24 protein-coding genes and 1 riboswitch are annotated in these 24386 nt (G+C 61.0%); of the genes, 6 read left to right on the top strand and 18 right to left on the bottom strand.

Going from position 1 to position 24386, the window contains the following annotated elements; translation table 11 throughout:
* Window positions 1–6: 6 nt before the first annotated feature.
* The 4 genes from VMN77_03975 to VMN77_03960 all read right to left on the bottom strand — a co-directional run bounded on the left by VMN77_03975 (window position 7) and on the right by VMN77_03960 (window position 4191).
* Window positions 7–471 carry a hypothetical protein gene (locus VMN77_03975; protein HTN42936.1) on the bottom strand — a complete coding sequence of 155 codons (465 nt, stop codon included), beginning with the start codon at window positions 469–471 and terminating at the stop codon, window positions 7–9.
* Complete coding sequence (locus tag VMN77_03970; protein ID HTN42935.1) at window positions 468–2915, bottom strand: hypothetical protein; 2448 nt, start codon at window positions 2913–2915, stop codon at window positions 468–470. Before VMN77_03970 ends, VMN77_03975 begins: the two co-directional genes overlap by 4 nt.
* 46 nt (window positions 2916–2961) lie before the next feature.
* Window positions 2962–3053: riboswitch (cyclic di-GMP riboswitch) on the bottom strand.
* A gap of 245 nt (window positions 3054–3298) precedes the next feature.
* On the bottom strand, window positions 3299–3643 hold the full coding sequence (locus VMN77_03965; GenBank protein HTN42934.1) for a rhodanese-like domain-containing protein: 345 nt from the start codon (window positions 3641–3643) through the stop codon (window positions 3299–3301).
* A 185-nt stretch (window positions 3644–3828) separates the two neighbouring features.
* Entirely contained in the window at window positions 3829–4191 is a 363-nt protein-coding gene (locus VMN77_03960; GenBank protein ID HTN42933.1) for a hypothetical protein, read from the bottom strand.
* 870 nt (window positions 4192–5061) lie between these two features.
* Here VMN77_03960 and VMN77_03955 point away from each other — a divergent pair.
* The 6 genes from VMN77_03955 (at window position 5062) to VMN77_03930 (ending at window position 8663) form a co-directional block, all read left to right on the top strand.
* Window positions 5062–5283: a DUF2283 domain-containing protein gene (locus VMN77_03955; GenBank protein ID HTN42932.1), complete on the top strand. Its 222-nt coding sequence runs from the start codon at window positions 5062–5064 to the stop codon at window positions 5281–5283.
* Window positions 5284–6062: 779 nt separating this feature from the next.
* Window positions 6063–6329 (top strand): hypothetical protein, encoded by a 267-nt coding sequence (locus VMN77_03950; protein HTN42931.1) that lies wholly within the window; start codon window positions 6063–6065, stop codon window positions 6327–6329.
* Complete coding sequence (locus VMN77_03945) at window positions 6308–6682, top strand: PIN domain-containing protein (protein HTN42930.1); 375 nt, start codon at window positions 6308–6310, stop codon at window positions 6680–6682. The genes VMN77_03950 and VMN77_03945 overlap by 22 nt, the downstream gene beginning before the upstream one ends.
* 131 nt (window positions 6683–6813) lie before the next feature.
* Window positions 6814–7617 (top strand): 3'(2'),5'-bisphosphate nucleotidase CysQ, encoded by an 804-nt coding sequence (cysQ, locus tag VMN77_03940; GenBank protein ID HTN42929.1) that lies wholly within the window; start codon window positions 6814–6816, stop codon window positions 7615–7617.
* A gap of 96 nt (window positions 7618–7713) precedes the next feature.
* Window positions 7714–8139 (top strand): hypothetical protein, encoded by a 426-nt coding sequence (locus VMN77_03935; GenBank protein HTN42928.1) that lies wholly within the window; start codon window positions 7714–7716, stop codon window positions 8137–8139.
* Window positions 8136–8663 (top strand): hypothetical protein, encoded by a 528-nt coding sequence (locus VMN77_03930; GenBank protein HTN42927.1) that lies wholly within the window; start codon window positions 8136–8138, stop codon window positions 8661–8663. Before VMN77_03935 ends, VMN77_03930 begins: the two co-directional genes overlap by 4 nt.
* Window positions 8664–8750: 87 nt before the next feature.
* Here the strand turns inward: VMN77_03930 and VMN77_03925 are convergent, their stop codons facing one another.
* From VMN77_03925 to VMN77_03860, 14 genes are all read right to left on the bottom strand, one after another.
* Window positions 8751–10184 carry an efflux transporter outer membrane subunit gene (locus VMN77_03925; protein ID HTN42926.1) on the bottom strand — a complete coding sequence of 478 codons (1434 nt, stop codon included), beginning with the start codon at window positions 10182–10184 and terminating at the stop codon, window positions 8751–8753.
* The gene (locus VMN77_03920) at window positions 10181–13426 is read right to left on the bottom strand and encodes a multidrug efflux RND transporter permease subunit (GenBank protein HTN42925.1); all 3246 of its coding nucleotides are present in this window, start codon (window positions 13424–13426) and stop codon (window positions 10181–10183) included. Before VMN77_03920 ends, VMN77_03925 begins: the two co-directional genes overlap by 4 nt.
* A gap of 14 nt (window positions 13427–13440) precedes the next feature.
* Window positions 13441–14679 (bottom strand): efflux RND transporter periplasmic adaptor subunit, encoded by a 1239-nt coding sequence (locus VMN77_03915; protein ID HTN42924.1) that lies wholly within the window; start codon window positions 14677–14679, stop codon window positions 13441–13443.
* A 74-nt stretch (window positions 14680–14753) separates the two neighbouring features.
* Entirely contained in the window at window positions 14754–15428 is a 675-nt protein-coding gene (locus tag VMN77_03910; GenBank protein ID HTN42923.1) for an MBL fold metallo-hydrolase, read from the bottom strand.
* A gap of 86 nt (window positions 15429–15514) precedes the next feature.
* The gene (locus VMN77_03905; protein ID HTN42922.1) at window positions 15515–15778 is read right to left on the bottom strand and encodes a DUF2917 domain-containing protein; all 264 of its coding nucleotides are present in this window, start codon (window positions 15776–15778) and stop codon (window positions 15515–15517) included.
* Window positions 15779–15937: 159 nt separating this feature from the next.
* Window positions 15938–16102: a hypothetical protein gene (locus VMN77_03900; GenBank protein ID HTN42921.1), complete on the bottom strand. Its 165-nt coding sequence runs from the start codon at window positions 16100–16102 to the stop codon at window positions 15938–15940.
* Between the two features lie 31 nt (window positions 16103–16133).
* Window positions 16134–16340, bottom strand: coding sequence for a hypothetical protein (locus tag VMN77_03895; protein ID HTN42920.1), 207 nt, complete (start codon window positions 16338–16340; stop codon window positions 16134–16136).
* A gap of 39 nt (window positions 16341–16379) precedes the next feature.
* Window positions 16380–16658 carry a hypothetical protein gene (locus VMN77_03890; GenBank protein ID HTN42919.1) on the bottom strand — a complete coding sequence of 93 codons (279 nt, stop codon included), beginning with the start codon at window positions 16656–16658 and terminating at the stop codon, window positions 16380–16382.
* A gap of 359 nt (window positions 16659–17017) precedes the next feature.
* Window positions 17018–19639 carry a sigma 54-interacting transcriptional regulator gene (locus VMN77_03885; protein HTN42918.1) on the bottom strand — a complete coding sequence of 874 codons (2622 nt, stop codon included), beginning with the start codon at window positions 19637–19639 and terminating at the stop codon, window positions 17018–17020.
* Between the two features lie 237 nt (window positions 19640–19876).
* Window positions 19877–20074 (bottom strand): hypothetical protein, encoded by a 198-nt coding sequence (locus tag VMN77_03880; protein ID HTN42917.1) that lies wholly within the window; start codon window positions 20072–20074, stop codon window positions 19877–19879.
* Window positions 20074–21171, bottom strand: a complete 1098-nt coding sequence (locus VMN77_03875; GenBank protein HTN42916.1) for an LPP20 family lipoprotein — start codon at window positions 21169–21171, stop codon at window positions 20074–20076. The genes VMN77_03880 and VMN77_03875 overlap by 1 nt, the downstream gene beginning before the upstream one ends.
* A gap of 122 nt (window positions 21172–21293) precedes the next feature.
* Window positions 21294–22691 (bottom strand): hypothetical protein, encoded by a 1398-nt coding sequence (locus tag VMN77_03870; protein HTN42915.1) that lies wholly within the window; start codon window positions 22689–22691, stop codon window positions 21294–21296.
* Between the two features lie 27 nt (window positions 22692–22718).
* Window positions 22719–23318: a penicillin-binding protein activator LpoB gene (lpoB, locus tag VMN77_03865; GenBank protein HTN42914.1), complete on the bottom strand. Its 600-nt coding sequence runs from the start codon at window positions 23316–23318 to the stop codon at window positions 22719–22721.
* A 16-nt stretch (window positions 23319–23334) separates the two neighbouring features.
* On the bottom strand, window positions 23335–24372 hold the full coding sequence (locus VMN77_03860; GenBank protein ID HTN42913.1) for a trypsin-like peptidase domain-containing protein: 1038 nt from the start codon (window positions 24370–24372) through the stop codon (window positions 23335–23337).
* Between the last annotated feature and the right edge of the window lie 14 nt (window positions 24373–24386).

Below are 24386 nucleotides of genomic sequence, written 5' to 3'. Positions count from 1 at the left end.
TCGCGTTCAAAGCGGGCTCTGGATCCAACTCAAAATCGTGAGATAATCGGGATCGCTCGTATTCGGAAAGATATCCCCCCCGAGGTGCTGGATCCCGCCGGCCGACACGGCCAGGGGCTTGAGCAGAAGCTTGCTGCCCGCCGGATTCGCGATATCGGTCATCCCGGAGGCGGAATCGAAGTTGGCCCGGAACTGATCCTCCGTGCAGGGGTCCGTTTTACAATTGAAGATCCGAAGGCTCCCTCCGGGTCCGCCGGAATTTGGATTATTCTTATCCCGGTAATGACAATTTGAATTCGAGCAGCCCCGGCTATCAAAGACGGGCTGGATATTCGCCTTAAATTCGTCGTAGTCCAAACTCCCGGCTCCCGAATCCACGCCGGGGTCGACCGTTCCGCATCCGGCTCCGATGCACACGAACATCCCAAGCGTCATCGGCATGACGGTCTGTCTAAAAAACAACCGCGTCACTGCGCCGCCGTTATCCAGTTGAGAAGGGTCGCGTAGTCCGCGTCCGCGGTCGAAAGCGGCGGAGGGGTGACCGCCGTTCCGTTCACGAGCATCGGAACCGTCCCGGTGGCTTTCAGGAGCAGGATGCTTTGAGACGGATTGGTCACGTTCACACGGGCCGCCGCGGCGTTGAAATCGCCCTCCTCCTTGTCTCCGGTCAGGACAAAATTGCTGTCGCCGCCGGCCACGTGGCACTGGCCGCAGCGCTTTAAAAGAATCGGCTGGATTGTTGTCGTGAAGACATTCTGGTCCAGTCGCTTCCGGCCGGGGTTGCTGATGACGCCCGCATTGCTGAACTGCGCCCCCAGATCGATCCATTCGACCAGGGTCTGTTTTTCATCCGCACTCAGCAACGTCCCATGGCTATTCGAGTCCGGGAACGGCACGGAACGGGGGGAACGGAGCTCCTGACCGAACATCCGTTCGATGAGGTAACTTTGCTGCGACTCTCCGGGGAAGACACGATCCGATCCGTTCATATTGCCATCAAGAAGACTCGTGTAGGAGATCGGGAATCCGGCGCCGGATTGATCGGTGCTTAGGTCGAGGCCGCCCGCGGCGGGCGTGTCCGGAATGCCATCATGATTTTGATCCGAAAGCGAATGGCAGGAGACACACTTGGCCGTGAGGATCGGCTGGATATTCGCGTTGAAAGAAAGCACCGAAATCGTCGGGGGAATGAGGGTGGACGGGGGCCGGTTGAGCGCGAAGGAATCCGTCGCCAGACGCTGGGGGCTTCCCCGCCGCGGGGAGTGACAGCCGTTGCAGGTCCGGTTTTCCCCGGGCCGGACTTGAAGCCAATTCTCCTTCACCTTGAAAGAACGGCTTTGCGCATCGACCAAATTCAAGGTCAGGCTCGTGTCCGCGGGCACGGTGACGCGGAAGGAGCCGTCGCATTCGACCGGAGCATAGCCGAGGATCCTCTGGCGCTCGAACTCGGTCAGACCGATGTCCTCCGTTCCGACCCCGGGCTGGCTCGGGACCGCCTGGATCACCCGGACCTGTTTGACGACCTGGAGGCTCGGATCGTTGCAAAGGGCGTTGAAATCGATGTTGCCGCCGGCGTCCCGGGGGATCGTCACACCCAGAACCTGATTGGACAGGGCCCGGTTGGCCTCGGAATCGTACACGCTCGCGGCGGCGAGCACCCCCGTCGTCCCCATCGCGCTTCGATTGGCCGCCTTCTGGGGCTTGGCCGTGGGGATCATCGACGCCGGGACGGGCATCAGCGGAATCGGGTCGAGGTAGGCCTGCCGGCTCCCGCTGTTCGGAAGCAGGATCGGCTTGAGCGTCCCGTCGCCGTTGTTGAGCATCCAGAGCCCGTAATCGGGTTCCTCCACGATTTTATTTTTCGGATCGTTCACCACCTTCCCGATCGAATAGGAGGCGAGATAGCGAGGGGTCCCGTCCGGAAGGGGATAAACGTTGTGATACCGTCCGAAATTGGACGGCTGCCGATCGGTCGGAATCACCTGGGGGCCGGTCAGCTGGAGCGAAGGGGTTTGGGGATCATCGGCCTTGTCGACGATGTCGAGCCGTCCGATCGCCCCTCCCTCGTAGGTTCCGCTCAAAGGCATCATGGTCGCCACCAGGCTTCCGTCCGCCTGCTCGCGAAGATCCAGAAAGGAGTTCACGTTCGAATGCGAACCGTACTTGACGAACATGTCGGTTCCGTCCGGCTCCATGAAGAAAATGGCGAACTTGTTGACCGTCCCGAGGTGCTCCCAGCGGCTGTAGAGGATGGTCCCGTCCCGAAGGACGATCGGATTGCGGTCGTGACTCTGGTTGAAGGAAATCTGGACGACCTCCCCCGAATCGCAGGAAGGCTGGCCGGGCAGCGGCGCCTTGGCGCGGTCGAGTATGTGAAGAACGGTCGATACCCTCCGTTCGTACTCGTCGAGATAGCCGGGACGGTTCGACGCGAAGACGATCCGCCCGTCCGGAAGATAGGCCGGGGAGAGTTCGTCGGCGGACCCGCAGGTCAACTGGACCGGTTGGGCGACGCGGCTTCCGTCCTGATTGACCTGAACTTCATACACATGCCAGTGGTCCCCGTTCCCCTTGTTCATCGAGAAGACCAGTCGAAAGGGCCCCCCGTCGGTCTGGGGAAAAATCTCCGGATCCGAGACGTCTCCCGCCCCCTGGGTCATGTCCGCGGTGATATTTTGAAGTTTTCCCGAAGCGGTTCCCGGAACCAGTGTAAAAAGATCTCCCCCCGCCTTGAATTCGATCGGATCGAGCGGATTGCCGATCGCATCGACTGAACGCTTGACGAAGACGATCCCGGAGGGATCATTCTGGTCCGTCAGATTACTCGACGATGTGCAGGATGCAAGATAGTATCCGGAAGAAAGAATAAAAAGTCCGCCGATTCCCCAGCCAAGAATGCGATTTTTTCCTTTCATGGGTCCCTCCTCGCCAAAAATAAAAAAAGCCGCCAAAGGAATTTCCTTCGGCGGCTCGGCGGGCCTGGAAGAGAACTTTCCTCCTTTAGCCCCGTTGCTCTGCGTCCCAGGGTTTCCCCTGGTTTGCTCTGATCAAAGGGTCAAATGTCGTGTTGCGATTGGTTCGAAACCGTCCGGGATGCGGGCCGACGAAATTCCTTCCCGGAAATGAAAAATGTTTCGGTATCAAATATAGCAGTTTTTCCTCCGCTGTCAAGTCCGTTTTTCTCAATCCGGCGGAGGTCCGGGCGTACGATTTTGAACCTGTCTACCAAGGGGGCTCGATATAATGAGGGATTTTGGATGAAGAGAACCGGAGGGAGAGAATCAGGTTCCGATTTCGTTCAGCGGTAGCGTGGAACCTTCGGGTCGACCTTCAACGACCAGGCCTCGATCCCGCCGGCCAGGTTTTTAACGTTTTTGAACTGCCGGTCCTTCAGAAAACGGGTCGCCTTGAGGCTTCGTCCGCCCACGTGGCAGTAAACGACGATCTCGGCGTCGGGATTGAGTTCCGAATACCGCCGGCCCAGCTCGTCCATCGGAATGACCACGGCGTCATTGAGACGGTTGATCGCCACCTCCCAGGGCTCGCGGACATCCACCAGGACGATCTTCTCCCCGCGATCCAGCTTTGCCTTCAAGGCTTCCGGCGTTATGTTCAAGGCCGGGTCGGACTGGGATTGGAACATGTTGAACAACATGCCTTCATGATAATTCACCCGTCAGGCCTGGTCAACTATTTTTAAAACCATCACATCATCTATTTGACCCAAAGACAAGGAGTGGAGGAACCGATCCTCCGATTGAAATTAAAAGGCCCACCCGGACAGGCGTGAGCCTTTTATGAAACGACACGGGACCGTCTCAATATCCATCACTTCGCCAGTTGGATCACCCCGGCCTCTTTTTTCCCGTCGCGATCCCAGTAGCTCACGGTCACCTTCGACTCCCGCTGCAATCCGTCCAGTCTCAAACGCTCCCGTCCCTTCTTGAGCTGCGTCTCCGGCGAGATCACGAAACTCTGTTCCCCCCGCCGGTTTTTAATGGTGAGGGTGTGGGCCGTCAGATCGACGTCCTTGACCGTCCCGCTGAGATGACGCACCGCGGCCATCTTCAGCCGGCCGTCGGCCGCGGGCTTGACCTCCAAAGAAGTCGAGGCCAGCTGCTGCGCCACCACCGTGCTGACCAAGAGAAAACTGACAAAACCGGAAGCTAAAAACGCTGCGATTCGAAACATCGGCCACCTCCTGTGGTTGTTCTACTCCGTTGTGAATCTGTCCCGTGCGCTTAAACCAAATTGCAGGGTCTGTGCCAAGCTTTGCGCGGAGAGTGATGGGATGGGGAACGATCATGATTTAAGATTTATACGAAAAGAGGATTGCAAGACAGTCAACGGGCCGATCGCTATGTCTCGTCATTCAGGTTGGATGGTGGGATGGTATACCGCGGTTCATAATATGTCTATGATTTGCATTCGCAGCAACAGCCAATACGCATCGGCGCGCCCCGGCCATTGCTTCCGAAAGCTTCAATATATTCGATCTGCATCATTATATATAGGGGTCAAAGGGGGGGTATTTCCTCCATTCTACTTAATCCTTTTGCATCCCGGGCTGACACATAGGTCAGCCCCTACGGGCCATTTAATCCATGACTCCTTACTCCTCACCCCTTTTTGACTCTTCCACCATAAAACGGTATAATCCCCTGCATCATTCCTCCGGCGCGGGCCGTTCTTGCAGTCATTGATTCTTACAAGCTGTTTGCGTAAATAAAGTAACGTTTGTAAACGGGCCGGCCTATAGGTTATGATCGTTACGTATTCGAAAAACGCGGTTCCCATCCGAATCACCCGAGAAAGATGGAGTCATATCACGCGACGGCATCCGGAGATGCGTGATCAACAGGGTAAAGTGATCGAAACCATCTCAAGCCCGGATTCAATACAGGAAGGCGACTTTGGCGAATTGCTGGCTGTGCGGTTTTATTCTAAGACACCTCTGACCCAGAAGCATCTCATCGTGGCTTATAGAGAGCTGTCAGGTCAGGATGGCTTTGTTCTGACGGCCTATTTTACGGTTACGCCTTCAAAAAGGAGATCAACCATATGGAAACCTTAAAAATTCTCGAGGGTAAACCGGCGCTCAACTGGGAGTTTGACGAAGAAGCAGATGTGCTCTACATTTCGGTCGGCAAGCCTCGCCCGGCCGTTGGCACCGATATCGGCGAGGGCGTGATTGTTCGTTATGACGAAAAGAAGAAAGAGGTTGTGGGCATCACCATCGTTGGTTTTCGAGTGCGAACCCTGAAAAGTTTAGCGGCGAAATAGAATCGAAAATGAGAAAACAATATCGAACAAAGCGGCGGTCCTGCGCCCTCTGCAAGCCCCACAAGATGGGTTGGGCAAAAAGGTGGAAGGCCAAGGAACTGGGAAAGATCCGCGCAATGATGAAAGAAGCCGATTCCCGAATCCTTATCTCCTGACACCTTACTCCTCACTCCTAACTCCTTGCCCCTCACTCCCACCCCTCACGCCTTTTACCTTTTTCTCCTTTTGCCTTTTTCCTTTTAACCTTTTATAATCTCTCTCATCATTCCTCCGGCGCGGGCCGTTCTTCCGTCTTCAATTTTCACGCGACCCCATCCGCCGGAGAGAGAAGAGGAAAGACGTGTTCCGTCCTCAATTCTACATCTCCCGTAAAGCGTTAAAAATAAATCTGTCCCTATCTTTTTCACTGGTGGGCCATGTACTTTACGAATGGTCTCCGTCAGAGAAGTGGCGCGTTGTTCAAGACTCACAGCAACCTTCTTTCGTCAGTGGGCACGTATTAATAAATACCGTCCAGGACCACGATTGGTTGCAAAACTCGATTGAGAAAGCACGTCTGGAGGCGCTAAAAGCCATTGATGATCTTAACGCGCTTCGACACAAAGAGATGTGACTGGCCGGGTCGGACCTGTAGAACTATCCGCTCCCCTCCGGCCTCGCGCGCGGGGGAGGGGCTGGAGAATGGAGCCATGGATCAGTGGAGCGATAAAATAATCCGCATTGACAGGCGGTATAATTATACGTATAATATGCGTATGATTAATACAAACGGTTGAACCATGCCCAAGACATCTTTGAAAAAGGAAAAATGGACGCTCTCGTTCGATCCCCGTCTCAAACGCCTCCTGATCAAGGAGGCCCGGAAGAAAGGGGTCTATCCCGTCAGTCTGTTGGAAGACGTCGTTCGCGAGCGGTTCAATCCCTACGGCCATTCGGACGTGAAGGACAGCGTCGCGCACGTTCGGGAGATCCGCAAAGGCTCCCGCGATCGGTCGGATGAACCCTTCCTCAAAGAGATCCGCGATTGGCAAAAGTCAAACTCCTGATCGACACCGACATACTGATCGATTACCTCAACACCGGCCTTCTCGGGGCGATTTTCGAAGGCAGAGGATTCGAGGTTTATTACTCCGTTGTGACAAAGAAGGACCTTCTGTCAAAGCCGGGGCTGAAAGATGCCGAACGCCAGGCCATTTTGTTCACGCTTCGACGGCACCGGATCATTCCGCTGGATGACCGTATTGCCGGGACCTATTCCGACCTTCGGAGACGACATCCTTCCCTGGAAAAAGAAGACGCCCTCATCGCGGCGACCGCTCTCGTCAAGAAGCTCCCATTGGTCACTCGCAACTTGAAGCATTATAAGAGCATTGAAGGGCTTATTCTTTTTAATATTTAAAGGGCAGGACAAACCGTCAAGGTCCGACCTCAAGGAATATCGGCTCCCCTCCATTCTCGCGCTCGCGCCAATCCCGAATATTGACACGCCCGAGGATAATGCGTATAAAAGAGAAAAGGAGATTTATTACGTTGGATACGGCAGACCTGGAATCGTTGCTGCCTCAAGTCGTCGCGCTGGCCGAGAAGGCCGGCGCGGCGATCATGGAAGTCTACGCGCGCGGCGACTTTGAGACCACCTACAAGACGGAAGGGGACTCCCCGCTCACGCGGGCGGATCTGGCGTCCAATCGCCTGCTCATGGAAGGATTGCGCGCGCTGACGCCGACGTGGCCCGTCTTGTCCGAGGAGTCGAAGGAGGTTCCCTACACGGAACGGGAAGCCTGGGGGCGTTACTGGCTGATCGATCCGCTGGACGGAACCAAGGAGTTCATCAAGCGGCGCGACGAGTTCACGGTCAACGTGGCGCTGATCGAGCGGGGCGAGCCGGCGCTGGGCGTGGTCTACGCTCCGGCGATGGAGGAGCTCTATTACGCGGCGCGCGGCGCGGGCTCCTTCAAGCGGAAGGGCCCTGAGCCGCCGGAACGGATCGTGGTGAGCGATTACCGGGTCAGCGGCGTCACCCTCGTCGTCAGCCGCTCGCACCCCGACGCCAAGGTGGAAGAGCTGCTGCGCAAAATCGGCCCGTCGGAATCCCTGGAAATCGGCAGCTCGTTGAAATTGTGTCTTGTGGCCGAGGGGCGCGCCCATCTTTATCCGCGCTTCGGGCCGACGATGGAATGGGACATCGCCGCCGCCCAATGCGTGGTGGAAGAGGCGGGCGGCAAGGTGACCGACCTGTCGGGTCGGCGGCTGCGTTACAATAAACCGTCGCTGATGAACCCGCCGTTTATCGTCTGCGGCGCCCCGCCCTTTCCCTGGCCGGAGTATCTGTAGTGCAATCCGCCCGCGGCCTCGCGCGCGGGGGATGACGACGGCGTGCGTTCCGCGGCGCTCGGAGGCAAGGGCCCCTTGAGGACGGCGATTCATGAGATGGTGGAGCGGCTTCGCGCTGGAAATGAGCCGGCGCAGATACTCCGCATGCGATCCGGCTGGGCGGTGCTCGGCGCGCGACAATTCCTGCGCGGCTACAGCCTGCTGCTTCCCGATCCGGTGGTCCCGCACTTAAACGCGCTGACGGGCCGGGACCGCGCCGCGTTTCTCGAGGACATGGCGGCCCTCGGCGACGCCGTGCTCGAGGCCGCCGGCGCACGGCGCATCAACTACGCGCTGTTCGGCAACGCCGAGCCGGCGCTCCACGCCCACGTCATCCCGCGCTTCGACGACGAACCCGCCGCCCTTCGCGGCGCGCATCCCTGGAGCTATGATTGGTCCGCCGCGCCCCGCTTCGATCCCGCGGACCACGGCCGCCTGTTGGAGACGATCCGCGCCGCCTTGATCGCCCGCGTCCCGACATGACTCAGCTCCCCGTTCCGCCGGCGGGCTTCCTGCCCAGCGCGACCGTCGCGCTTGTCTGGTATCTCATACTCCGGTCCGCGCGCGCCTCGATGGGGCGCTTCGCGCTGCTCGCCCTTCCGGGCACCCTGGCCCACGAACTGGCCCATCTCGTCGTCGGGCTTCTTTGGCTGGCCAAGCCGACCGCGTTTTCGGTCTGGCCCAAACGATCCGGACAGGGCTGGGTGCTTGGGTCGGTCACCTTCCAAGGAATCAACCTGATCAACGGCGCCTTCGTGGCCTTCGCCCCCCTCCTCTATCTGCCCCTTGGGTGGTACGGCCTGATCCGCCTGGCCGCCCCTTGTTGGGTTCACCATCAATGGGGCTGGTGGTTTGGCGGGGTTTACCTGATATCCATGATCCTCTTTGCCGCCCTGCCCTCCTATCAGGATATCAAGCTCGGAGGGCCTTCGCTCCTTCTCTACGGAGGCATCGGCGTGCTTGGGTGGACCTTGGGCTCAACGGTCTGGCGAAGCGGGTTCCACTAAATGCGACATCGACTCCGGACCCGCGGGCCGGGGAGATGAATGAACAATTTCCCCCCGGGCAACTTACCGCTCAATCAATATTCCCTCCTATCCCGACGGCCCTCGTGGCCGAGGTTGATCCTCCCACCCGCCGCCCAGCGCCTTGAATAAATCCGCCGTCGCGACGAGCTGGGCGCGTTGCGCCTCGACCCGGTCGAGCTGAGCGCCGAGTAAGCCGCGTTCGGCATCCAGCACATCGAGAAGGCTGGATTCACCGTTGTCGTACCGTAACCGGGCCAGCTCCAGCGCTTTCTGAAGCGAGGCGACGCGCGCCTGCTCCGCTTCCAGTCGCTCGCGCGCCTTGCGCTGCGCCACCAGGGCGTCCTGCGTGTCCTTGAACGCGTTCTGAATAGCCGATCGGTATTGGGCCAGCGCCTGCCGCTCGCGGGCCCGCGACGCCTCCACCTGGGAGCCGATTCGCCCGGCGTCGAAGATCGTTTGTGCGGCGGAGACCGAGACGAGCCAGACGCGGGCCGGGGCCGTGAAAAGATCGGCGAGCTTGGCGCTCTCTGTGCCGAAGGCTCCGGTCAACGGGATCGACGGGAAATAAGCGGCCTTGGCCTGCCCGATGCGGGCATTCGCGGCCACCAGCCGCTGCTCCGCTTCACGCAGGTCGGGACGGCGCTCCAGAAGATCGGAAGGCAGCCCGGCCGGCACGGCCGGCGGAACGCTGATCGCCTCGATCACCGATCCGCGCTCGGGAGCCGCGCCGATAATCTCCCGCGGGCTGCGGCCGAGGAGCACGGAGAGGGCGGTTTCCTGCTGCGCAAGTTGGTTTTCAAGAAAGGGCAGCAGCGCCTGCGCCGAGTAGGCATCCGCCTCCACCTGGTGCAGCTCCAGCTCGGAGGCCACGCCCGCCTCGAAACGTTTGCGCTGAAGCTCCAGCGAGTCGAGACGGGTCTTCACGGTCTGCCGGGTGACGGCGATCTGCGCATCGAGCGATCGCAAGTTGAAGTAGCCCCGGGCCACGTCGGCGATCAGGGCCAGCCGGACCGCGTCCCGATTGGACGCGGAGGCGAACAGGTCGGCGCGCGCCGCCTCGGTGGCGCGCCGATACTTGCCCCAGAAATCGATTTCCCACGAGGCGCTGACGGAGGCGTTCAAATCGTTGAACGTCGGATCAAAGCCCGGGAAGAAAAGGGGGCTTTTCTCCGAGATCCGGTTGCGCGACGCGCCGGCGCCGGCGGCGACGCCCGGAAACTGGTCGGCGCGGGCAACGCCGAGCTGAGCCCGGGCTTCGTCCAAGCGCGCCACGGCCAGCGCCAGATCGGAATTGTGGGCGAGCGCCTCGTCGACCATGGCGTCGAGCACCGGATCGTTGTAGCTATCCCACCACCGAACCGGCACGGCGGCCTCGGTTTTCTCGGCCGGCCAACGGTCGGGGACGTCGATTTTCGGCCTGTGGTAGTCGGGGCCGACGGTGATGCAGCCGGAGAGCAGCGCGGCCGGCAATACCGCCGCGATGAATCGATAAATGGTCATGACGAGCCTCCTTGATGGACGGGCGTTTGCACCGGAGGGGTCGGCGCCTGCCCGTCCGGGGCGCTCTGTCCGTTCCCCGAGACGCCGGCGGGCGTCCCGTGTAAAGCCGTTTTGTGGCGGTCGATCTCGGCCCGAATCTCCGCGGTCGACCGGCGTTCCGTCAATCGCCGACCGGCGATCAGCTTGAAGAACATCGGCACAAAGAAAATAGCGAGGAACGTCGCGGCCAGCATCCCGCCCATCACGCCCGTGCCCGCCGAAATCCGCGCCCCGGCGCCCGCGCCGGTGGAAAAGGCCAGCGGGGTGACGCCGAGAATAAAGGCGAGCGAGGTCATCAGGATGGGACGGAACCGAAGCCGGGCCGCTTCCATCGCCGCCGCGGAGGGCGAAAGCCCCTCCTGGTGCTTCAGGACCGCGTACTCGACGATTAGAATGGCGTTCTTCGCCGCGAGCCCCAGCAGCGTCACCAGGCCGATCTGAAAATAGACGTCGTTGGTCAGGCCCCTCAGCCAGACCGCCGCGAGCGCGCCGAAGGTGCCGAACGGCAGCGCCATCAGCACGGAGAGCGGAAGCGACCACCGCTCGTACTGCGCGGAGAGGATGAGAAAGACCATGATCACCGCCAGGCCAAGCGCCAACCCGGACGTGCCGCTCGATTTCTTCTCCTGAAACGAGGCGCCGCCCCAGTCGTAACTGAAATCCGCCGGCAATACTTTCTTGGCGATCTTTTCGACTTCCTGGATCGCCTGGCCGGACGAGACGCCCGGCGCGCCCTGGCCCAGCAGTTTGACCGCGGGCAGGTTGTTGAAGCGCTCGAGCGAATCCGGCCCCGACGTGTAAGTCACCCGGGCCAGCGCCTTGACGGGCACCATCTCACCCTGCCCGGACCGGACGTAGAGATCGCCGATCGAATCGGGACTGTCGCGATAGGAGGGCTCCGCCGACATCAACACCTGCCAGGTGCGGCCGTAGCGGTTGAAGTCGTTGACGTAGTAGGAGCCCAGCGTGGCCGAGAGGGTGTCGAAGACATCGTTGATCGGCACGCCGAGCGCCTTCGCCTTTTCGCGGTCGACATCGACGTGCAGCTGGGGCACGTTCGATCGCCAAAGGGTCTGCACCCGTGCGAGCACGGGGTCGCTGTTGGCGGCCGCAAGAAACTGATTCGTCACCTCGGCCAGACGTTGGGATCCCCCTTCGCCGCGATTCTGGATGTAGAACTCGAACCCGCCGGCGTTGCCCAGGCCGAAGATCGGCGGCGGGGTAAACGCGATCACGAGACCTTCCTTGATGGATGCGGTCTTCATGAAATAGTCGCCCACCAGCTGCTGCGTGTTGACCTTGCGCTCGTCCCAGTGCTTCTGGGTCACAAAGATGGTCGCGGCGTTGTTGCGGAACCCGCCCCCGATGAAGTCCAGACCGGTGAAGGCCACGGCATATTCGTTTGCGGGATTCGATTGAATGGCCTTGACCACCTCGCCGACGACTTTATCGGTCCGCTGCAAGGTGGCCCCGTCGGGGAGGAAGACGGCGCCGATGTAATAGCCCTGGTCCTCGTCCGGCACCAGGCTTCCCGGCGTGAATCTCCACAGCCCGGCCGCGATGAGGACCATGGCGCCGAACAGCACGAGACCGAGTACGCTCCGGCGAATCATCCAGGCCACGCCGGCGGCATAGCGGCCGGTGACCCGGCGGAACCAATCGTTGAACCATCGAAAGAAGCGTCCCGGTTCCGCATGCCCGTGCCTCAGAAGGAGGGCACAGAGGGAAGGCGTGAGGGTCAGCGCAACGATCCCGGAGAGCACGACCGCCATCGCAATGGTGACGGCGAACTGCCGGTAGAGCTCGCCGGCCAGGCCGCCCAGGAAGGCGATCGGAACGAAGACCGCGCAAAGGGTCAGGACGATCGCGATGACCGGACCGGAGACTTCCCGCATCGCCTGAACCGCGGCCGCACGCGCCTCCTTGCCTTCCTCGCGCATGATCCGCTCGACGTTCTCCAGCACGACGATGGCGTCGTCCACCACGATGCCGATGGCGAGGACCATCCCGAATAAGGTGAGGGTGTTGATCGAATAACCCAGCAGAAAGAGACCGGCGAAGGTCCCGATCAGGGAGACCGGCACCGCGGCGAAGGGGATCAGGGTCGCGCGCCAGTTCTGGAGAAAAAGAAACACCACCAGGAAAACCAGGGCCATGGCCTCGATCAGCGTTTTCACGACCTCCCGGATGGAGACCTCCACAAAGCGGGTGGTATCGTAAACGATGGAGTACTTCAGCCCCGCCGGGAAGCGCGCCGACAGTCCCTTCATGGTCGTCGCGACTTCCCTGGCCACGTTCAGGGCGTTGGCGCCGGGCTGAAGGAAGATGCCGAGCAACGCCGCCTCTTTTCCGTTGACCCGTCCGATGAAATCGTAGTCCTTGGAGGCGAGCTCGACCCGCGCCACGTCTTTCAGTCGCAGCGCGGAGCCGTCCGGGTTGGAACGCAGGATGACGTCCTCGAACTGCTTGGCGTCGGCCAGCCGGCCCTGCGTGGTAATCGTGTAGACCAGCTCCTGGGGCCCCCCGGTCGGGGCCTCGCCGACCTTTCCGGCGGCAAACTGGCTGTTCTGCTCGTTAAGTGCCCGGATCAGATCCGACGTCGTGAGCTTCAACTGGGCCATGCGGTCGGGCCGCAGCCAGATCCGCATCGCGTAGTCCTTGGCGCCGAAGATCTGGACGTTCGTCGTGCCCGGAATCCGTTTGATCGTGTCGAGCACGTTCAAGGTGACGTAATTGCTCACGTACAGATCGTCGAAGGTGCCCTCGGGCGAGTAGAAGGCCAGCACCTGCAAAAACGACGAGGAGCTTTTCTCCACCGTCACGCCCTGGCGGCGGACTTCCTGCGGAAGCCGGGCCTCCGCCTGCTTGACGCGGTTGTTGACGTTGATCGCGGCCTGGTCGACGTCGGTGCCGATCTCGAACGTGATGTTGATTTCGAGCACGCCGTTGGACCCCGAGTTGTCGCTCATGTAGAGCATGTCCTCGACGCCGTTGATCTGGGTTTCCAGCGGCGCGGCGACGGTCTGTTCCAGGACCTCGGCCGAGGCCCCGGGATAGACCGCCCGGACGGTCACCACGGGCGGCGCGATCTCGGGATACTGCGCGATCGGGAGGACACGCATGGCGGCCAGCCCGGCGAGGACGATGAAGCTGGAGAGAACGGCGGCGAAAATCGGTCGATTGATAAAGAACCGCGAAAACATCGGAGGCTCCCTTCTTACGGTTCGGCCGCGAGGGCGGCGCCGGCCTCTTGGGCCGGATGGGGTTGATTGGGTGCGGACGCCTGGGCGATCTGCACGGGGGAACCGGGACGCGCCTTGACGACGCCGTCGACGATGACCCGGTCTCCGGGCTTGAGCCCTCCGGTGATGACCCACTCGTCGCCGGACCAGTCGCCGACCTGCACCGGCCGCGGCTCAACCAGACCCTGGGCGTTCACGGTCATGACGATCTTTGTGTTCGGGCCTTCCAGCACCGCGCGCTGCGGGATCGCGATCGCGCCGGGTCGAACCGCGCCGAAGAGCTGCACGCGCACAAACTGGCCGGGGCGCAGCAGGTGCCGGGGATTGGGCATGACCGCCCGGGCCTCGATCGTTCCCGTGCTGGAATTTACCCGCACATCCGTGAAGTCCACCCGGCCCGACTGGGCGTACTCGCTGCCGTCGGAGAGTTTCAAGCGCACGTCGAATCGGCCGTCCTTCGGCAAGCTCAGCCGCCCCTCGGACACGGCGCGGGTGAAGCCCAGATACTCCGTATCGGTGAAGCTGAAAATCACGTGGATCGGATCGATCTGCGAAATGGTCGTCAGCAGCGTCTTCTGGGCCTCGACGAGGCTGCCTTCCGATTTGAGCGCCCGGCTGGTAATGCCGGAAATCGGGGCCTCGACGCGGGTATAGGAAAGGTTCAGGCGCGCCTGTGTCGCCGCCGCCCGCGCCGCTTCCACGTTGGCGGCTGCGATCTGTTCCGAGGAAACCGCATCGTCATACGCCTTCTGGCTCACGGCCTTCGCTTCCCATAACGGTTTCAGACGAACGGTGTCCCGCTTCGCCCGGGACAGCACGGCTTCGGCGCTGGCGAGATCCGCCTCGGCTTTGTCCAGCGCGGCCCGGAACGGCTCCGGATCGATGGTGAAGAGGCTCTCTCCCGCCTCCACCGGCGCCCCCTCCCTGTAGTTCCAGTGCTCCAGGATTCCGGAAATGCGCGGGCGCACCTCGACCTCCCGCACGCCGTCGACCTGGCCCACGTATTCAAACGTCGCCGGAAGGTCGCGAGGCTCCACGACGGCCACGCTGACCTGGGGCGGCGGCATGCCCCCGTTCAGACTCTGGCGGTTTTCTGCGGTCCCATTCCGAGCCGCCGTGATCAGAAACGAGACCCCGGCCAGGACAAAAAGCAAAACGGATACGACAATCCACCTGGTGCGCTGTAGTCTTATTTTCTTCCCTTGCGTTTCCATGAAAATCTCCTCTTGATTTAAATTCACCGCGATGTCAATCCGCGTTGGGTTCCGGAGGCTGCGTTATCGATATTTTAAGTTCGCCCCTTCATCCACTGCGCCGTTTCTTGGACCCATTTTGGAAATTCGCCGACGGGGACCTGCTTTCGTCCCCCATGGCCGGGCAGGACCCATTCGATGCCGGCATGGCGGGCCAGCTTCTCGACGGAGCGGGTCTGCTCCTTCCAGGAATACCAGCAGTAATCCCGGCCGGATCGCAGGGCCTGGTCCTCCGGCGACCAGGAGAGGTGATCTCCCGTGAACAGATATTTTCCATTCCAGAGAAGCACGCCATGTCCTCGGGTGTGGCCCGGGGTGTGAATCAGACGGGCCGGGGCCATAACGACATCCTCGTCGCCCTTCAAAATCATCTCGGCATCCGGCTGAGCCGAACGGTCCCCCTCATGAATGATCCGGTCCGCCCCAAACGCCCGTGCATAGCGGTCCGCATCGGCGACGTCATCCCGATGGGTCAGGAAGATATACCGGATCCCTCCCCATTTCCGGAACTGTTCGACCAGGGCCGGGTCAAATCGCGGGGAATCCACCAGCCAGTTCCCGCCCTGGCTTTTGATGAAGTAGCTGTTGGCCCCGTAAGAGCTCACGGCGTTGTGGCCGTTGAGATAGACGGGCCCGTCGATGAGTTTGGGGAACGATGTAAGAATCTTCCCGTGCGGCCTCTGTTCGATTGTGTCTTGTGCGTTATGCATTTTAATGCGCTCCATTTTCATTGTTCGTTATTCCGGACCGGTTTGAATGATGTCTTTCGCAATACCGTTACTCGGTCGACCTGTTGTCATCCGCTCCGCCCGCCGTTTACGGTTATCTTCGCGCCCGCGAGCGCCTGGACGATGATCAGCCCCCGCTTTTCATTTCTGAACCGTTGCCCCGCGTGCAGGACGAGGTCGCGGTGATCGCCCTCCTCCGTGATCCATACCATGCCTTCCCGACACTCGATCTCAATTTCATTGGAACGGCCATGGACCGACCAGAAGGCATTCTCGCTCAACCTGATTTCCTGCGGACTGATCGTCGTCTCGGACTCGAAATTCGTCCTCATCTTCCCACCTCCCTCTTTCAGACTGCGGGCCGGCATGGGATGTCACTTCCGATTCATTCTTGCCGCGAGTAGAAGGAGCGTCCCGATCATCATCCGAGCCACCCACCCCTTGATGGTTCTCCCTTTCATGAAAGCCTCCAAATTCCTAACCCCGGGAAATTAACGCAGCCGGACCCTGATTTTTTCGAGCGAACAACTCACGACCGGGATCTTAACCTTCGTCGGAAGCAGCCGGATCGCGATGGCGTACGCGAAAATCGCCAATCCAATGGCCAGATAGAATAAAATCACGCCAACCGGGATAAACGGATAACCGCCTTTCATTTCCACCACCATCTTTCCAGGGAACCAGGTTTTACGAAACCCCCGCCGGGTTCAAGCGCCGGCGGCGACGGCCCGGCAGGCCTTCCGGTCCGACCCGACGATTATGAAGAATGACGGGATCCAGAACCTCGCCGCAAACGAGACAACGAAGACCCTCAAAATGAAGCCGCCCCGTATCGTCCAGCAGATCCTGGAACCAGTCGTCCGTCATTAATCCTCCGCATCGTGGGCAATTCATGGAACACCTCCTCCCGCTGCGTTAAATGTCGTCGTCATCTTAACCCCGCGGCCGGATGATCCTTTCAATGATACATTTGTTCATACACCCGGATGCCTTCAACTCGACACCTTCCCCGTGCATTTTTTCCAACAGTCCTTGTCCCTCCTCATCAATGAAGGCGACCGAGCTTAGATCCACCCGCACCGGGGGACCCGGCCTCGATCCGGTTGCGGAGCGCCAGCTAAGTTCCAGTTCCTTCACCCAGGGACCCGCGAGTTCTCCTTCCAGAACAACTTGCAAAATGCCGGCCTTCATCTGCGTTGTAATTTTCAGCACGGGATTTTTTCACTCCTCATATGGCCTATGCCAATGAGCAATCCTCGTGCCACGCTTGTGCCGGCCCGGTTAAAACATACCAAGTCACTGAAACAAAAAATAGTTATGGTTTCCTTGAGGACTCCCAGTAGTTTCAAGTTCGGCGCGCTGCCGAAATCGTTTCGCCGAAATATCGGCAGGGTGCCGACCCATCGGCTCTATACCCATACGGCTGCATGAGCGGGAAGACCCTATTCATTCGATAGTCGTTCGGAGGGCTCAAAAATCGACAGGGTCTTGGATCGCTAAAATTTGCCTGGGGAAGGGTTGTTGTTCGGATGGAAGGGCGGCACCGGGGAAGAGGCACCGAAGGGGCGTCCTTAGGTATGGCGGGAAATGCCGAGCTTTTGAATCTTGGATTGCAAGGTCGTCCGTTTCATTCCGAGGCGGGCGGCGGCGCCGGAGGGCCCCCCGATCACCCAGTTGGTTTCCCGGAGCGCGTTGAGGATGTGTTTGCGCTCGGCCGCTTCCAAGGTGGCCTCCCCATCGGAAGCCGGCGTGGTCTGCATTTTAAATTCTCCGAGCGAAACACGGAGATCGGGTCCCTGGGACAGGATGACGGAACGCTCGATCAAGTTTTCGAGCTCCCGGATGTTGCCCGGCCAATGATACCGGGAGAGCTCCGTCATCGTCTCGGCCGGTATCGTCTCGATCTCTTTTTTCATCTGCCGCGAATATTGCTGGGCAAAATATCGGACGAGCAAGGGGATGTCCTCGGGACGCTCCCGGAGGGGAGGGACCCTGATGGGAAACACGTTCAGGCGGTAGTAGAGGTCGCCGCGGAAGCGCTTGTCGGCGACCATCTGGGCCAGGGCCTGGTTCGTCGCCGCCACCAGGCGGACGTTCACCTTGATGGTTTTCGTGCTCCCGAGGCGCTCGAACTCCTGTTCCTGGATCACCCGCAGCAACTTGGACTGAAGCTCCAGCGGGATGTCGCCGACCTCATCGAGAAAGATCGTCCCCTGATGGGCCAGTTCGAAACGGCCGACTTTTTGGGCGATGGCCCCGGTGAACGCGCCCTTCTCGTGTCCGAATAATTCGCTTTCCAGCAGGCCCGTCGGGATGGCCGCACAGTTCATCTTGACGAAGGTCCGCTCGCGCCGACCGCTCAGGTTGTGGATGGCCCGCGCGATCAGCTCTTTTCCGGTTCCGGTCTCGCCCTGGATCAGCACCGTGGAGTCCGTGGGAGAGACCGTTTCCACCTGCTTCAGAATGCGCTTCAACGCCGCGCTTTCGCCGATGATCTGCTCGAAATTGTACTCGGTGCGGATTTCTTCCTCAAGATAGAGTTTCTCCTTGTCGAGCTTTTCCTTCAGCTCGGCGATTTCCCGATAGGCCAGTCCATTTTCGACCGCAATGGCGATCTGTTGAGCCGCCTGCCGCAGAAGATCGACCTCTTCCCGACCGAACGCGTCGTCCCGTCGCCGGCCCAAATTAAGCGTACCCAGCACCCGGTTGTGGGAGAACAACGGAATGCAGCAGAGGGATTTCACCCCCACGGCGATGAGCCGCTGCGCCATTTGGCATTCGGACGACATCCGCTTCAGGTCCTGCTCCCCGAACAGCTCCGGCTCTCCCGAGGCGATGGCGATCCCGGCCGGTGAATTGCAGTTCGAGTCCGCCTGTTTCTCCTCGACGAAGCTGGTGTTGTTCGCGAAGTCGAGCACGTGGACGCGGAGAAGACCGGTCTCCGGGTTGTACAGCACCAGGCTGGAACCGTCGTGCTGAATGACCTTCCGCAGCGAGGCGCTGATCGCGGTGAAGACGTCTTCCAATTCCAGGTTGGAGACCACCGCGTTATTGATTTCCAATAAAAGCTGCTGACGGTCCCGCTCCCGCGCCAGTTTTTGCTGAGAAGCCTGGACCGCCTCGTAATTGAGCGCATTGTCCACCGCGACGGCCACTTGATTGGCCACCTGCCGCATGAAGGTGAGTTCGGCCTCCTGATAGGCCCTCTTCTGAAAGGTCCCGAACCCCATCGCCCCCAGACGGCGCTGCGCCGTTGTCAGGGGGACCACGCAGAAGGATTGGACGCCGTTCTCACGCAGCTTTGTCATCAGCCACGGGAAGCGGCGCTCCTGGGCGATGTCGTTCACGCTCAGAGGTTGCTGGGTCTTCCAGACCAGGCCCCCGGGCGATTCATCGATGGACAGTTCCTGTCCCAGCTTGAAGGTGCTGGGTTTCGCGGTCACCAGGAAGCAGAGGCGCATGGTATCGCGCGCCGGCTCGTGCAGGACCACGTTGATGTAATCGAAGGGCACGACCGGAGGAAGACGCCGGGCGAGATCCCGAAACAGCTCCTCCGGGTCGCGGTGCGATGCGATCGATTCCGTCACCTCCAGGAGAAGACGCAGCCGGTCGCGCTCGAGCGCGAGCTGCCGCTGGGCGAGCTGCCCGCTTTCGTAGTTGAGCACGTTGTCCACCGTGACCGCGACCTGGTTGACGACCTGTTGAAGGAAATCCTTCTCGGCCTCCTTGAACTCCGACGGACTCTTTCGGGCGATGAACATCGCGCCCAGGCGCCGCACCGCCGTCGTCAGGGGAAACATGCAGTAGGACTGCGCTCCGATTTTCCTGAGGATCTCGGTTACCTTCGGAAATCGGGCCTCGCCCTCGAGACGCGGCACCACCAGCGGCCGCTGGGTTTGATAGACCCATCCGCCGGCGGATTCCTCCACCGGCAGTTCAAGACCGGGGGGAAGGCTGTCGTTATCGCTTGTCCCGATGTAATAGGCTCGCATCCTATTGCGCTCGGGATCGTGCAGGATGAGTCCGATGTATTCGAACGGCTCCACCGAAGGAATCCGCTTGGCCAGGTCCTGAAGCAAGGCCTTGAGGTCGCGATGCGCGGCGATGGACTTCGAGACCTCGAGCAGCGTCTGGTACTGCCGGGAGTCGGCCTGTAGAACTGAATATTCCGCCGATTGATCCTGCGGGTCCATGCAATGCCCTCGCCTCTGATTTTAGAACACGCGTTCGGATTTCGGGTATGGCCTTCGGGAGTTTCGCGCTGATAAAAATGCTAACACGGTTGGATCGCCTAGTGCAAGACCCCGTCCCCTTCGGGCACAGAGCACCGAAGCCGACCCGGCCGAACGCTTAGGCGGGGGAAAGGCTCAAGGATGAAGACGAGGATCGATCAAACCATAGATGCGTGGGGAACCCGGAGAACGGAATGCTCAATAACCGCCCGTGCCCCGGCGATCTTCTTCTTTCTCCAGGTCCTGCATGCCCTTCTCGGAGTCCTTCTGGATTTTATCGCTGTCGGGACGCCCGGGAGGCGCGGGCGGAGTTGACTTGCAACCCCCGAGCCCGATCGAGAACGCGATGATAAACACCCACGGGAGCGTTGCGGCTGTTTTAAATAATCGCGACATCACTGTTCCTCCTTTCCGTAGATGAAATCGGCGATCTGGCCGCCGACCTCGCCGGCCACCTCCTGCTCGGCCGTCCGCAACGCGCGGGCCTCGGCCTCCGCGGCCGTCAGGTGTCCTTCGCGCCCCTGCCGGGCCACGCTTCCGATCACCTGCTGCGAGGCTTCGTCGGTGAGGTCAAAGGCCGCCGCCCAGCGCACGAAATGAGTCCGCGGCGTCCCGCTTGCCGGAAGCTGCACCGGGTCAAGGGTCACCGAACCCTTGACCAGCAGGTCGGGCCGGGAATCGGCGGCGGAAACGGCCGAGGCGACCGGCAGGCCCTGACGGTTCAAGCCTTCCACGATCGCCGCTCGGATCGCCTCGCTGTTGTCGCCTCCGACCGCCACCGCGATCTTGAAATTTTTGGCCAGGAACTCGCGAAGCTCCCGGTTGGTCCCGGCCAGGCTGACGTCGCTTTCGGACCCCTTCCCCGCCGGGTTGACGACGCGGAGCTCCGCGTTGTACGCCTCGCGGAGCAGAAGATTTGCGACCGCCGAATGGAGGGCCCGGACGGTTTGAAGCTTGTGGTCCCCCTGTTTGGCCTGTTTCAACAACTCGTCCACCTTGAGATCCAGCGAGGCGATCCGGTCCCGAAGGGCCGACGTGGCGTGAGGCCGGTCCATGACGGCCAGGGCGTAGTAGAGCGCCTTGGACTCGTCCAGCCAGCTCTCGGCGATCGTCACGTTTTCCAGCACCTTCTTGGTCGAGACCTCCGTCGCCTGCTCGATGTTGATCTGCCGGCTGTCCTCGGTCCGTCCCTTCGAATCCGACTGGAGGTATTTTTCCCATTCCTCCGTCTTGGAATTGATCTCGGCCGTGAAAATCTTCGAGATCGCGGCATAGGCCCGGTCCTCCGCCGCCTGGCGGGTGTCCGCATAGCCGACGCCGGTGAGGTACATCTCAGCGGGATACTTCTTGCCCGATCCGTTCACCCAATCCGGCTCGGTCGCGGCGCGGACGGGAGAGGCCGGGCCCAACGACAGGATCAGCCCGACGATCCATGCCGTCCGGGTCCCCCAAACACGGCGCGTGGCACAAGGTCTGGTGCGATCGAAAGCCATGACATCTCCTCCTGATCGGTTTAAGGGGCTGGCGTCGCCCCCTCCATCCGCCTCAGACGGGATGGAGCCTCCCCCTCCCGCTCGCCGGCTCGCTGGGCGGGTATATGCGAACCTATTTTATTTTACCGTCCGAGGATCCGGTATCCCACAAACCGTTTCTCCCCGGCCTTCAGGGTCGTCCCGGGAAAGGCCTTTCGCTCGATCAATCCGCCGGCGGAGTCGTAGTATTCCACCGCAACGGTGTAGGTTCCGGGCGGGACCGCCACGCGCGCCATCTGGATCTCCCCCGGCAGCGTCCGCCAGCTGCGCTTATCCGATTGCTCCGTCGCGACGGAATAGATATTCGTGCCGACATCCGCCAGGAAACCGGCCAGCGATTCGCCCCCCTGGCCCTTGGAGAATTCATTCCGGATGGTTCGCGAGGCCAGATACTTGGCCGTGGCCCGCGCGATCGCCTTGGCCGTGATGCGCCCGATGCGGTCTTCGAGGTTTTTCTTCGCGATGGCCGTAATGTCTTCGGCCAGGAAGGCCCGCCCAGAAACGGCGCCGCCCGAAGCGGCCGCCCCGTCTTCCGGGACGAGGTGCACCTCGGCCGTGCGGACCCTGTCGGGCAGGGGCACGAATTTCGGAAGGGCCACGCGGAGAATGTAGGTCCCGCCCCTTCCGTCGGGGACCGGCGCGGTGATGAAGGTGTCTTCCTTGACGGGGGACCGCCCCGTGTAACTGATGAAAATCAGCTCCGACCGGCTTTGCAGCTCCTTTTCGGTGATCCATCGCGTATCCGGAAACTGCCGGAGGTAGTCCTGGTGTTCCTCCGTGAACCCCAGGGCCGCGCTCGTCCTCAGGAGATCGGCCGGAAGCGGCGGAGGCATCGGCGTGGCGTAGTTCTTGCGGTAATCGCCGTAGGCCTCATAGGCCTTGCGGTAGGAGATAAACGCGTCGTTCACCTCGCCCTTCGCCTCGTAGAGGATGCCGCTCAGGTACTGGGCCAGCGCGTCCCGCTTGTAGACATTCTTTTTCTCGTACGCGTCGTTGAAGAGGTCGAGTTTGTGGTCCACCTTCCGGGCCTCGACCAGGGCGTCGTCCCATTGACCGAGATAAACGTAATTGAGGGCCGCGATCACGTTGATCATGACCTTCTCGAAATCCTCCCCTTCGTACGGGAGGGCGTTGTCGTTGGTCAGCATCGCCCCGCCCTCGCCCGTGACGCTCTTGGTGTAGAGCTGGTCGATCCGGTCCTCGGCCTGGGCCAGGAACCGGTTGCTCTCGGCATACTGACCGGCCAGATGCAGCATCATGCCGCGATCGAAATAATAGAGGACGGCATTGCGCTCGCCGTAGCCGGGTTTGTATTTCACGATCACGGCGTCGGCCTCGGCGTACTGCTGCCGGGACAGGAGGTTGTCCACCTGGACGTATTGCTGCACCGGCGGCCCGCACCCCGACAGCGCCGTCAGGCCCCACAGGCAGGCGGCCGCGGCCAACGTCGACCCGAAGCTCCGACGGATGAAATCGCCCATGGATGCGGCTTTCAACGGAGGGTTGGATCAGAACCCGAGACGGCTCTTCTCGACGATCTTCTTGATTTTTTTCTGTCCGGACCAAACCAGCAGGTTTTTCTCGACGTCGAAGAGCTGCAGGTCGATCTGGTAGTAGACCGCCTTCACCCCGCCGGCCTCGTCCAGAATCGAATTGATCGTCCCCTTGAGCATGTAGTCGGCGCCGATCTCTTTCCCGAGGCCTTTGGCGGTCTCCTGGGAGGCCTGGGATTGCTGCTCCTGACGTTCTTCGCGCACCTCTTCACGCTCGGACTTGGACGCGACGAACTGGACCCGGCCGTCGTTGGTCAGGGCGCGCTGCAAATCTTCGGTAAAGGTCTGGACGTTGATGTGCTCGCTGCTCCGATTCGTGACGGTTCCGACGATCACGGTCGGCGCCTTGCCGCCGTGCTCCTTGGAAAACCGGTCGAGCCACGGCCGGGACAACACATCCTTGATCATCTCATCCGATACCAGGCGGGAGTCGGTGTCGTTCCATCGTCCGGACAGATCGGTCGTCGTGTCGGCGCCGACCCGCTCCACCTTGGTCGTCGCGCAGCCGACGAGGACGGTTGACAACAGGACAAACAGAACTGCAATAGGACGCATAGTTTTTCTCCTTTGCTTACCGAAATTTTTTATGCATCTCTTCCATCAGGTCTTCCATTTCCTTCATTTGGTCCGCGATCAGCCGGTCCAGGTCGTAGGGCCTCTTCTCGGTCAGGACCTTGGGCGCCGGCTTTTCATCCTTCGCGGGAGGTGTCGCCCCGGGCGGCGGGCTCGCCGCTTCCCCCGCCGGCTTCCGGACCGGCGTGACCGGCTTTTCCATGACCGGAGGAGACGACGGAGCCGGCGTTCCGGCACTCTCGACGGCCCGGGGCGGCGTCCCGGACGATTCCCCCGGAGGTTTTGAACCGGAGGCGTACGCGACGCTCACGCCCTGCGAGGCCAGCCAGTGTTGCGCGACGCTCGACTTGAGGGCGAAATTGATCGAGGTGATCGTCAACCCGTCCGCCGCTTTCCGGGAGATCATCGTATTGACCCCCACCATGGCCCCGGCTCCGTCGAGCAGCGGCCCTCCGGAGTTGCCGCGGTTCAGGCTGGTTTCGGTCTGAAAGATATCCTTCCCCTTCACCCCGTTGAAATCCTCCATCTCGGCGCTGATCGTGCCGGTCGTCAAGGTCCACAGCCCGCCGGTTTCCGGATGTCCGATCGCCACCACGGGGTCCCCGATCGACACGTCGTCCGGATTCCCGAGGGGCACCACGGTCAGCCCGGCCGGCGGGTTTTCCATCCGGAGCAGGGCCATGTCCAGCGACGCGTCGTAGGCCACCAGCTTCGCCTCGACGCGGCGGGCCAGGTCCCTGTCCATGTTCCCGGTCACGCGATCCGGTTTTAAGAACAGGCTCAAGCGCCGGTACGGTCGGCCCGTCTCCTTGTTGATCACGACGTGGGCGTTGGTGATCACCAGCCCGTCGGCCCGAAGGATCGAGCCCGTTCCGCCCATCCCCATCCGGCCGTCGTCGCTCGCGAGGATCAGAACCACCCCCGGCCCGACGCTTTCATAGATCTCCTTGGGGGTATAGGCCCCGGCCGCACGCGCGGAAAATCCTGCGGCCGCGAGAAGCAGGACACCGATGGCGACTCGATGATTGCGTTTCATGGTCGTTCGTCCTC

The organism is Nitrospiria bacterium (assembly GCA_035498035.1).
GTDB lineage: Bacteria > Nitrospirota > Nitrospiria > JACQBZ01 > JACQBZ01 > JACQBZ01.
The sequence above is the reverse complement of the archived record's forward strand: the minus strand, read 5'-3'. Positions and strand labels throughout refer to the sequence as shown.